The sequence below is a fragment of the Catellatospora sp. NPDC049609 genome, assembly GCF_040675365.1.
Taxonomy (GTDB): Bacteria; Actinomycetota; Actinomycetes; order Mycobacteriales; family Micromonosporaceae; genus Catellatospora.
Genome location: NZ_JBFAOU010000228.1, coordinates 1 through 10,834, shown reverse-complemented (window position 1 = coordinate 10,834; position 10,834 = coordinate 1). Strand labels below are relative to the sequence as shown.

At 70.8% G+C, this 10,834-nt stretch carries 6 protein-coding genes and 1 pseudogene; 3 read left to right on the top strand and 4 right to left on the bottom strand.

Translation table 11 applies throughout. The features are described 5' to 3' along the window. The first annotated feature begins 276 nt into the window (after nt 1-276). Entirely contained in the window at nt 277-1,629 is a 1,353-nt protein-coding gene (locus AB0J67_RS35910) for a wax ester/triacylglycerol synthase family O-acyltransferase (protein WP_363489366.1), read from the top strand. A gap of 44 nt (nt 1,630-1,673) precedes the next feature. On the opposite strand, the gene AB0J67_RS35905 is transcribed toward AB0J67_RS35910, so the two are convergent. The 3 genes from AB0J67_RS35905 to AB0J67_RS35895 form a co-directional block, all read right to left on the bottom strand. Further along, a complete protein-coding gene (locus AB0J67_RS35905) occupies nt 1,674-2,393 on the bottom strand; it encodes a hypothetical protein (RefSeq protein ID WP_363489364.1) in 720 nt (239 codons plus the stop codon). Between the two features lie 450 nt (nt 2,394-2,843). Further along, complete coding sequence (locus AB0J67_RS35900) at nt 2,844-7,013, bottom strand: S8 family serine peptidase (RefSeq protein ID WP_363489362.1); 4,170 nt, start codon at nt 7,011-7,013, stop codon at nt 2,844-2,846. Nucleotides 7,014-7,163: 150 nt separating this feature from the next. Continuing rightward, nucleotides 7,164-7,445 carry a hypothetical protein gene (locus AB0J67_RS35895; protein WP_363489360.1) on the bottom strand — a complete coding sequence of 94 codons (282 nt, stop codon included), beginning with the start codon at nt 7,443-7,445 and terminating at the stop codon, nt 7,164-7,166. 283 nt (nt 7,446-7,728) lie between these two features. Here AB0J67_RS35895 and AB0J67_RS35890 point away from each other — a divergent pair, with 283 nt between their 5' ends. Then, nucleotides 7,729-8,190 carry a DoxX family protein gene (locus AB0J67_RS35890; RefSeq protein ID WP_363489358.1) on the top strand — a complete coding sequence of 154 codons (462 nt, stop codon included), beginning with the start codon at nt 7,729-7,731 and terminating at the stop codon, nt 8,188-8,190. 127 nt (nt 8,191-8,317) lie between these two features. Further along, nucleotides 8,318-8,551: pseudogene (locus AB0J67_RS35885) on the top strand (RNase H family protein); the annotation flags it as partial. Between the two features lie 145 nt (nt 8,552-8,696). Here AB0J67_RS35885 and AB0J67_RS35880 read toward each other — a convergent pair. Further along, complete coding sequence (locus AB0J67_RS35880) at nt 8,697-9,815, bottom strand: acyltransferase (protein WP_363489356.1); 1,119 nt, start codon at nt 9,813-9,815, stop codon at nt 8,697-8,699. Nucleotides 9,816-10,834 lie beyond the last annotated feature (1,019 nt).

Here is a 10,834-nt window from a genome sequence, read left to right as displayed (position 1 = left end):
GCACAACCGAAAGCTCGTGAGGGGTCACCGCGACATGACACTACGCCAGCCCGCAGAGACCCCTACGACACGCCGACCTAACAAAGCACTACTAGCAATCCACCTGCAGTGATGGACGGCGGGGGTGTCCGGCGACACCTTAATACATCCCTGTAACCGCCCGGACAAACCGCAGCCTTAACGTGGTCTCAGACGTTGTATCAAGGTCAAAGGTCGGCCCCGCGCGGCACCGCCGCCGCGCGGCGCGGCACGGCCACGTCCCACGACGACGCGAGGATGGCCATGGAGGACGGGCGGCTCAGCGCTCTGGACATGTCGTTCCTGTGCATGGAGAACGCCAACTCGCCCATGCACCTGGGCGCGGTTGCCGTCTTCCACCCGGCCCAGCAGGTGCGGCCGGAGGCACTCGTCAAGCTGCTCGCGCAGCGCGCCCGCCGGGTGCCGCGGATGCGGTGCAAGGTCAGCACGACCGTGCTGCCGCCCGGCGGTGCGGCCTGGGTCGAGGACCCGGTCTTCAACCCGCGCAACCACATCCTGCACCACCGGCTGGAGGCGGGCGGCCGTGACGACCTGGCCGCACTCGTCTCCGAGGTGATGACCGAGCCGCTGGACCGCAACCGCCCACTGTGGCAGCTGCACCTGGTCAGCGGCCTCGAAGGCGGTCGCTTCGCGCTGGTCGCCAAGATGCACCACGCCATGTGCGACGGGCAGGGCGCGATCGGCCTCGGGCTGGGCCTGCTCGACGGCGGCGAGAAGGCCGCCCCGGAGCCGGCTGCGCGGGTCGCGGAGCCCGCTCAGGCCGCCTCGCACCCCTCGCTCGTGTCGCTGGCCCGCCAGGGCGCCGGGCTGCTCAGCCGGCCCGACCACCTGGTCGGCGACGTGCTCGACCGGGCGGGCACCGCGCTCGACATCGCCTCGGCGGTGCTCGGCCGGATGCGCGCCCCGCAGCCGTCGCCGCTGCTGACCGCCCCGTCGGGCACCCGGCGGGCGGCGTTCGCCGGCCTGGACCTGCGCGAGCTCATGCGCATCCGCCGCAAGCGCGGCGGCACCCTCAACGACCTGCTGCTGGCCGTCGTCGCGGGTGCGATGCGGCACTGGCTCACCGCGCACGGGCAGCCGCTGGACGTGCTGCGCGCGCTGATCCCGGCCAGCCAGCGCCCGCGCTCCAACGGCAGCGACGACGGCAACCAGCTCTCGGCATACCTGTGCGATCTGCCGCTGGGCGAGCCGGACCCGGTCCGGCGGCTGGCGCTGATCCACGAGGCGATGGACGCCAACAAGGCGGCCGGTCCGCGCCGCGGCGCCGGGGCGCTGCCCGTGCTCGCCGGGCTGCTGCCGCCCGCGATGCACCGGTTCGCCGCGCCGCTGGCCGCGTACGCCGCGCCGCTGCTGTTCGACATCGTGGTGACCAGCGTGCCGCTGCCGCCGCTGCCGCTGCACCTGGGCGGCGCGCGGATGGAGGAGCTCTACCCGATCGCGCCGCTGGCCAGCGGGCACGCGCTCGCGATCGGCATGTCCCGCTACCGCGACGCCGTCCACATCGGCTTCTACGCCGACGGAGCCGCCCTGCCGGACATGGAGAAGCTCACCGAGGCGCTGCCGATCGCGCTCGCCGAGCTGGACGTCTGAGCAGCGGGGACCCTTGCTTTGCGTGGTACGCCCGATCAGACGGGCTACTCGCCGGTGAGGTTCAAAATCCGTGCCATCTCGGCTAACGCCCTGCTGTTCAGCCGCAATGGTTCGTCATCAGGGCCGCGGTCGAAGACCTCTGTGCAGTACCGCTCGACGGGCGGATTCCGGTCGTCGAGCCAGGGGCCGTACTCGACAATCCCCACCAGGGCAGCGCGATCGGTGACGTAGACCTCGAAGTGCCTACCACGACCCGGTCCGCCGGGCGTCCCAAAGGTGCCACCATCGGCGAATCTCCAGCATCGGGATCGCGCCACGGGCTCAAGGTAGCGCCCGGTGAGAAACCCGCGCTTCGGTCGCATCACCGTGAGGCCGACCGGCGGTTCGAGGCCGCGAAGGCGCGCTCGCTCACAGAACCACCGGACGACCGCGGCGGAGTCCCAGGTGTGACCGGCAGCCCGGACTTCATCCCTTGGGCTGGCCTGGTTCGCGCAGATCTTTCGATAATCCGCCGTGACCCGTTCGACCTTGCTTGGCACGGCGTCCTCAGTTACGCCAGTGCTGCCAGATCTGGTTCTGAGGCCAAGACCGTAGATCGCCGCTCCTTTGACGTAGCCGAAGAAGGTCAACAAGCGCTCAATCGGATCCGCGATCTGGCTTATTCTTGACAATGCGGCCTCGTGTGCCTCATATGCTTTCTGCTCCGCCAGCGTGGCTTCCGCCTGGATACAGGCAGCACAGCGCCAGCCATTGTGCAGATCCATATGACGTCTGCAGTAGGGAAGCCTGCAAGCCGTACAGACCGTCTCGGCGACGAGATCACAGCAGGTGCAGGTCTGTAGCGGCTGACCGTCCGATCGGTCTTGATAGATCACGGAGCAGCTGATCGGAACCGTGACCAGCGCAACATGTCCAAAGGGGCCAGGTCGTGGTTCCTGAACAAGGATCACGTGTACGCAGTAGTAGAAGTTCGGATGAATCATCGTCCGGTTCTTCGTGCCACAGTTCGGGCAGGCCATGTTCCCAGAAGAGCATGCCGTGGGTGGTTCTGGATCCGCCGACCGTGCGAAGTCCACGGCTTTACAGCCCAGTGCATTGGCAGTTTTGACGCCATCGGCTGAACGACTGCTGCTGGGGTTTTCAAGACCTGCGGCCTCCGAGGGTGTCGGAGGCCGCAGGTCTTTTGGAGTTGCGCCTGGAAGGGCGGCGGTCGGTCAGAAGCGGACGATGGCGTGGGTGGCGTTCTCCGTGCCGTCCATGGGGTAGCCGTAGGCGATGAAGCCGCCGTCGTCGGTGACGTCGGCCGCCTCGGCCAGGTAGAACTTGTCGGACCCGGCCATGGCGGTCAGGTCCCACAGGCGGCCCTGCGGGTCCCAGGCGACGACGTGCGTGTCGTACGGCATGATGTCGGCCTCGCCGATGACCCATCCGGAGGCGTTGATGCCGACCGCCTTCGAGTGGAACCCGAAGTCGGGCAGCCGCCGGATGCCGCCGTCGGCGGTCCAGATCGCGGCCCGCGAGCCGCTCTCGCCGACCGCCGTGCCCGCGTCGTTGACGTCGAGCAGCACGCTCGGCTCACCGTCCACGACCGACCCGATGCGTTGGATCTGCCCGGTGGCGGCGTCCCACCGGACGGCCACGGCCAGGCCGGTGCCGTCGCCGGCTCCGCCGACGATGAGCCCGTTGTTGTTGATCGCGATGGGCTCGGTCGACTCGGGATCGGCGGACAGCTGCGGCAGCCGGACGTAGCCGCCCTGCTCGGTCCACAGGTAGGGCTCGTTGTGCCAGCGGTACGCCGCGTCCTCGCGGTACGCCGAGATGTTGCCCACGATGGCGCCCGCGTCGTTGAGCGCGAACGCGCGCCCGTAGTCGGCGTCGGGGATCCACTCGGGGATGGGCAGCTCGGTGATGGTGCCGTCGGGGTGGAAGACGCCCGGCAGGGTCGGCGTCTCGATGTGCTCCGACTGCCCGACGGCCACGCCGTGCCGGTTGACGTCGAAGATCGATCCCGTGTGGCCGGTGTAGCCCACGAGCCCGCCCTCGGGCGTCCAGCGGGCCGGGGTGACCGTCGCGTTGATCTGCGCGGAGCCGACCGCCACGCCGTCCTGCGCGGCGTACACCGCCATCGGGCCGAACATGGTGTCGACGCGCACCGACGGGGCGCGTACCCCCTCGATGGTCACCCCGGCCCGGCCCACCGTGGCGCCGTCGGTGTTGACCAGGTCGAGACCGCCGTAGAGGGTGCGGCCCTCCGGGGCGTTGCCGGCGGCGGTGACCTGCGCGGTGACGGGCTTGGTCGCGCCGCGGGCCAGCGCCAGCGGCGCGGTGAAGGTGGTGGCCACCGTGCCCAGCGAGGAGCTGGCCAGCTCGTCGCTGTAGTCGAACGCGGTGCTGCCGGACGGGACGGAGTAGCCGTCGACCCAGACCGCGTAGTAGCCGGGCGGCGGGTTGTCGATGACGACCGACTCGTCGGAGTCGCCGTCGGCGCTCTGCCCGATGACGACCCCGCCCACGGCGACGATCAGGTCGAGGTCGGCGGCCGGGTCGGCGGGGTTGCCGATGCGGGCGGAGAAGCGGCCCGCGCCGTAGGGCACGACCACGGTGAACAGCTTCTGCTCGTGGTGGGCGACGGTGGCCCGCTCCGCGAAGCGGCTGCTCAGCGGTGAGGTCGAGGCGCCCAGGCTGACCGCGCCGAGGTGGTTGGTCACCTGCCACTCGACCGGGACCGGCTGGTGCAGTTCGAGCGTGCCGAGCCGGGCCTCGCCGGCCGCGGTGGCGCCGAAGGCCTGCACGGTGAGCCGGTAGTCGTTGCGCTCGGACGGCGAGGTCCGCGACGCCTCGACGGTGATCTCCCAGACGCCGGGCGCGGGGTCGCGGAAGCTGCGCACGTGCGGGTTGCAGCCCTCGTCGAGGTTCGTGTAGCAGCCCTGCTCGGCGGGCACGCCGTACGGGTGCTGCGCGGTGAACCGCACCCGGTCGCCGGCGTCGACGCCGTCCAGCTTCACCTGCAGCACACCGGCGTCCTCGGGCACGGTGACCAGATACGACTCGGCCTGCGCTCGGTCGACCCGGCCGCTGTGCGTACGCGTGTAGGACGGCGCGGCCAGCTCGTCGGCGGTCGCGACGGTCGCCATCATGCGCGCGTCGACCCCCGGCGTGGCCGGATCGTCCAGCTCCATGATCGCGCTGTGCACGCCGTTGCCGTCGGCGCGGACCCAGACCGGCACCCGCACCGGTTCGTTCAGCGGCAGCCGCACGGTGTCCTGCGCCGTGCGGAACGTGCCGCCGTCGCCGCGCCACGAGATGCGGTGCAGCTCGGCTGTGGCGGGGCCGCTGGTCCGGGTGACCACGACCTCCTGCCGCGGGCTCGGCGCGCCGGGGCAGCGGTGGTAGAGGCCCGCACCCCGGTGCGGGGTGGGCAGGTACGCCGAGATCGGCGTGCAGACCGGGGCGTCGATGGTGTACGTGCTGGTGGCGAGCCCGCCCTTGGCCAGCGCCCGCCAGGCCGCGGCCACGTCGAGCAGGCCGTTGCCCTGCTCGTGCGCGGCGACGCCGGACAGGAACCGGGCGCTGCCGGACACGGCAGCGCGCAGCTTGGCGGGTGCCGCGTCCACGCCGGTGGCCTTCGCCGCCGACAGCAGCAGCGCCGCTCCGCCCGCCGCCTGCGGCGAGGCCATCGAGGTGCCGTTGAACATGCTGTAGCCCGGCGGGAGCTGGTAGCCGACGCCCGGCACGGGCGCGCCGGGCAGCCAGGTCGGGGTGGTGCTGACCGCCGCGCCGGGCGCGACGAGGTCGGGCTTGAAGCCGCCGTCCTCGCGGGGGCCGCGCGAGGAGAACGCGAAGATCCCCATCCGGGTCTTGACCTCGGAGCCGTAGTCGGCCGCCCAGGTGTCGGCGGAGACCGACGCGCCGACCGCGATGGCGTCCGAGGCCACCGCCGGGTCGCCGATGGTGTTGAGGCCGGGGCCGGAGTTGCCCGCGGACAGGAACAGCTGCACGCCGTACTCGGCGATGAGGGTGTTGTAGAGGTGGGTGCGCACGTTGGCGCCGTCGTTGAGGGCGGGCAGGCCGCCGATGGACATGTTGACCACGTCCACGCCCCGGTTGACCACCAGGTCGATCATGCCCTCGGTCAGCGCGACCGCGGTGCAGCCGCCGCTCCAGGTGCAGGCGCGCGAGGAGACGATCTTCGCGCCGGGCGCGGCGCCGTTCATCTTCCCGCCGAACAGGCCGCGGCCCGCCGCGATGCCCGCGACATGGGTGCCGTGCGCGCTCTCCACCAGGCCGATGTTCACGAAGTCCGCGGTGCCCTCGCGCCCGGCCGGGGCCAGGTCGACGCCGAGCCGGTGCTCGACCGTGAACGGCATGCTCTCGTTGACCGCGGTGTCCGGGTCGTCGGTGCCGAACCGGCCCGCCACCTGCTGCTCGCGGTACGGCCGCAGCAGCGTCTCGTCGGAGAAGTCGCGGTCGGCGTCGGTGTCCACCCAGATCGCCCGGTCGCTCGGGCGCAGCAGCACGTCGAAGGCGTCCCACGGGGTGCCGTTGCGGTTCACGTCCCCGTTGACGTCGTTGGGGCCCACGGTGGCGTACTCGTAGAACGTGCCGAACCTGAACTCGCCGGAGGCCGGGGCGGTGTAGCCCTCGCGCCAGCCGACGGTGAACGCGGGCGAGGCGGTGACCGTGTCGGTCAGCTCCACCCAGGTGCCGTCGCCCTCGGTCAGCGGGTCGGTGGCGGTCACCCAGTCGACGATCTTCCGCTCGCCGGTGGTGGTCGTCGCCAGCGCCGGGTGGTCCAGGTCCACGCCGGAGTCGAGGATGCCGATGGTGACGCCGCGGCCGTCCCAGGCCGGGTGCTCGGCGACGAAGCCGACCGCACCGGTCTCGTGCGTGGGCAGGTACGGGTTGGCGGCCGGCGTCTTCGGGCCCGGCGCCTTCGCGGTGCCGCCCTTGCGCCTGCCCTCCGGCGCCGGGACCGGGTCGGCGAGGCGGATCTCCTCGTCGAGGTCGACAGCCAGCACGGACGTCTGCTGCGCCACCGCGTCGACCGCGCCGGTGGGGATGCCGGCGCGCAGGTAGCCGACCTTCGGCTGGGCGGCGGCCACCGTCCCGCCTGCCGCCTCGACCGCCTTGCGGGCCGCGTCGAACTCGCCCGGGGCCACCGCCAGCATGGTGGTGACCTTCTTCTTGCCGTCGCGTACGGCCTTGACCAGCAGCTCGCGGTCGTGGGAGCCGAGCTTGTCACGTTTGGCGGAGCCGGGTCCCTTGAGCCGCCCCGGTGGGCCGGGTTCGGGCTCCGGCGCGGCGCTCGCGGCCGGTGCGGCCGCCAGCAGCGCCACGGTGGTGAGCAGGGCCGTGCTCAGACGGCCGAGTTTCAGTGCGGACATGGCTCCGCAGCCTCATCGGGCCGCCGGGCGTCCGCAAGATCTTTTCATGGCGGGGTTGTGCCTTGGCGGTGTCTCGCCATCGGACGGTGCCTCGCGCGACCGGGCCCGGTGCCGTCACGGCGGGTGACGGCCGGGCCGGGCGGGCGTCGGTCAGAGGTCGGTGGACGGCTCGACCGGGATGTCGTGCTTGGCCAGCGCGGGCGGCTTGCCGCGGCCGACGGCCGGCCAGGCGTAGAACTCCCCGCGAAGGTAGAACAGGTCCAGCTGCCTGCCGACGGTCGGATCGTCGCCCAGGTCGATGTTGACGGAGTAGACCTCGTGCGGCTGGTCGTCCATCACGATGGCGAGGCGTTTGTCGCCGTCGTAGTCGGCGACGGTGCACTGGTGGCCGTTGTACACGAATCGCCGGTTGATCAGACGGTCGGACGGCATCGGGTCCTCCGTTCTCCCCAGGTTGATGTTCGTACGGCCACGTCAGGGTAAGCCGAAACGGCAGCGATGCCAACAGGCTCCGCGAACCGGCGCGATCCTGACGACCCGCACGCAACACGCATCCCACCATGCCGCGGGAGTGAGTGGCTACCGGGGCGGACTCATCCGTGGTCACTCCGCGTGTCGCGCGGGGACGTGATTGCCGATATAACGGCTCACCACCACCAACCTGTGCAAAAGTGATGTTCATGCCATTCGGCGCCTCGACCCGCACGGAGTCACCATGATGTACGCCTTCCCGCCGACCGCGACCGACGTGGTGAAACTGCTGGCCAGGATCGGTTTCGGCGTGGTGTTCACGGCCCACGGGTGCCAGAAGCTGTTCGTGGACGGCATGGACGCCACCGCCGCCGGCTTCAAGCAGCTGGGCGTCCCGCTGCCCACCCTGTCGGCGTGGATCGCCGCGCTGCTGGAGTTCCTCGGCGGCATGCTGCTCATCGTCGGCCTCGCCGTGCCGATCGTCGGCACCCTGCTCTTCCTCGACATGCTCGGCGCGTACCTGCTGGTCCACATCGGCAAGGGCCTGTTCGTCGGCCAGGGCGGCGCCGAGCTCGTCATCGCCCTCGGCCTGGGTTCGCTGCTCATCGCCGCCGTCGGCGCCGGCCGCTACAGCCTCGACCACCTCCTGTTCACCCGCCGCGCCACCCACCCCCACCCGCACCGCGGCCCCGACACGATCCCCTGACCCACCCCGCCGTGCCGCCAAGATCGCGTCGATCTTGCGCGAGCTGCTGCCCTTATGCCCGGTAGGAGTGTGTCGTCCCCACCGTTCGCGCAAGATCGGCGCGGTGGGGGGCTGGTAGCGTGCCGGGGTGGGTGAGAGCGGGGTTGTGGAGATCTATACCGACGGGGCCTGCTCGGGGAATCCGGGGCCCGGCGGGTGGGGCGCGGTGCTGCGGTACGGCGGGCACACGCGGGAGATCTTCGGCGGGGATCCGGGGCCGACGACGAACAACCGGATGGAGATGACCGCCGCGATCGAGGCGCTGGAGGCGCTGAAGCGCCCGGTCACGGTGCACCTGCACACCGACAGCACCTATGTGCGTGCGCCTAAAGGATGCACCGCTGTCCGGGGCCGCCGGGGGTGCCCGTACCAGCCGTACCAGTCGTACCGATGCAGTTCAGGAGCGGTACGGGATCTTGGTTGGTACGGCTTGAGTCGTACCGTCCACGACTTGCCGGCCCGTGAAGCTACGTCTGGCCGCCTTCCTTCCTGCTTGGTTGCCGAGGGCTCAACTGCGATGGGAGGTCGGCGCAGTCGGTGTGGCGGCTGGGCAGCAGCGATGGGGGCCGCCGCCCGGCGAGGTCCTCGACCCAGCCGAAGCAGAGGACGGCCAGTGCGGTGAGCATGGTGCCTGCGAGCAGGGTCAGCAGCGGAGGTCCGGCGATGCTTCTGCCTGGGGTGTGGTCGAGTAGCCACAATCCGGCAACGATCATGGGGAGTTGCCAGACGTAGATGGTCACCGCGCGATTGTTGAGGAGGTCGATTGCCCGGCCCATGGCGGGAAAGCGGGTGAGCCAGTCCATCGGCGGCCGTGCCCGCAGTACGAGCAGGACGACAGCAGTTCCCCATAGTGCCTGGGCGAGTGGGTCGTGCAGGCCCTCCGGGTCGGTAGTGGCGCGCAGCAGCGCTGATGCGCCTAGCGTCCCGGCGGTGGCCAGGCAGGCGGTGGGTGCGAGCCGGTCGAGCAGGCCGGTGTGCCGGGCGTATCCGAGCAGCCAGGCAGGACCGTAGGCGGCGGTCGACCACAGCACGTCTGCTGTCGGCGAGGTTGGCAGCGGTAGCACTGTGCCGAATAGCACTGCCCCGGCCAGCGGTGTGATCAGGGTGGGCACGGGCCAGCGTTGAAACGCCGACCTGGTCAGTGGCGACAGCAGGACCAGCCACAGGTAGGCGCGTAGGTACCACAGTGCTGTGGCGAATGGCGCGCCCCATTCGCTGGATGGCGGGTTGATCACGGGGAAGATCCAGGGCAGCAGGTCACGCCACCCGAACTGAGGCCATCCGACCATCAGCATGAGCGGTATGGCGACCATGGCGAGCGTCCATAGCGGGGGCAGCAGTCGGCGTGTTCGGGAGCGAATCGTGCGCAGCCCACCGTTTCGGTGTAGCGATGCTGCGGTGAGGTAGCCGGCGAGACCGAACATCACCCACATCGACGGCAGCAGCGCCGTCAGTGCCCCCAGTGGCATAGTGTGCTGGAGGAACACGCGCACGATTGCGGCGGCACGCAGGCTGTCGATGTAGGCGTCTCGCCGACGGTCGCTTCGAGATGAAGCGTGTCCGTTGGTACCGCTCGCAAGCCACATTCGTCGGGCTCTCCCGTGCGTCGTTGTACGGCCATGGCGGTGTTGTTCCGGCTCTGAAGGGATCAGCTGTGCCGTCTTGGACCTGCGCACGCGGAGGAAGCCGCAGGAACGCTGGACGCTGAAAGAAGTCAGCCTGTGCGAGGGCGAGGCGGGTGCGCCATCGGGGTGCGTACCCCCAGCCGGCAGCAGTCTGCCCCGACTCCCGTCTCGGTGGTGCTGGTCAGCTGGGGTCATACGTCAACCAGCTGTGGTGGCCGTCGTGTCCGTCAGGCAGTTGGCAGGTGTCGTAGTCGGGGTCGGCGGCGCGCCAGGCTGGGCACAGCGGAAGTCTGGCCCAGTGACGGCCGTCGGCGCTCCACAGCAGCCACCAGGCTTCACGCTCGTCGAGACCGGGGTCGTAGTGACGGACGATCGCCGCTGCGTGCGGCCCGGTGTGCCCGAGTCGAAGCCCGCACTCTTGCCGGCCGGGCCAACACCACGGCGCGGAACCGGCGCGGAACGCGAACTGCGCCTCAACGGATGCCAGCTCGGCCGGCTCGTTGCAACGCGGGGCGAGTCTCGGTCCACCGAACACCACCGCAAGATCACCTCGCCGGGGGTTGGAGAGCCGAGCCCCGCCTCGGTTCGGCTCGCAGGGAAAGCCCGCCGGGCGGTGCCGTGCCGACCACGGGGTCAATCGGTGCGGCACCGCCACTTGGCCTCCACTTACGGAGCTCGGGGGCACCCTGGCGCCGGGACCGACGATCGTTGAGGCAGCCAGGCCGAGGCGGTTGTGCCCTCCAGGGGTGCACAGTGATACCCGGAACTGGTCAGCCGCGCCAACGGCTGTCTGGCGCGCAGCCGCAAAGATCGCCCATTCGGCCGAATCGTCGCTCGTGTGCGGGTCGATGCGGGGTCGGCGGCCGGCGCGGCACCCCACCCCCAGGACACCGCGCCTGGCCCGGCCGCTGGGCGTGCCGCCGGATCCCTCAGAGCGGCCGCATCCGGTTGCCGCGCCCTGCCCGTTGCGCTGGGCGCAC

Coding starts and splice junctions, on each gene's coding strand:
- AB0J67_RS35905 (WP_363489364.1), bottom strand. CDS start 2,393: ATGGATCTGCACAATGGCTGGCGCTGTGCTGCCTGTATCCAGGCGGAA.
- AB0J67_RS35910 (WP_363489366.1), top strand. CDS start 277: ATGGCCATGGAGGACGGGCGGCTCAGCGCTCTGGACATGTCGTTCCTG.
- AB0J67_RS35895 (WP_363489360.1), bottom strand. CDS start 7,445: ATGCCGTCCGACCGTCTGATCAACCGGCGATTCGTGTACAACGGCCAC.
- AB0J67_RS35880 (WP_363489356.1), bottom strand. CDS start 9,815: ATGTGGCTTGCGAGCGGTACCAACGGACACGCTTCATCTCGAAGCGAC.
- AB0J67_RS35890 (WP_363489358.1), top strand. CDS start 7,729: ATGATGTACGCCTTCCCGCCGACCGCGACCGACGTGGTGAAACTGCTG.
- AB0J67_RS35900 (WP_363489362.1), bottom strand. CDS start 7,013: ATGTCCGCACTGAAACTCGGCCGTCTGAGCACGGCCCTGCTCACCACC.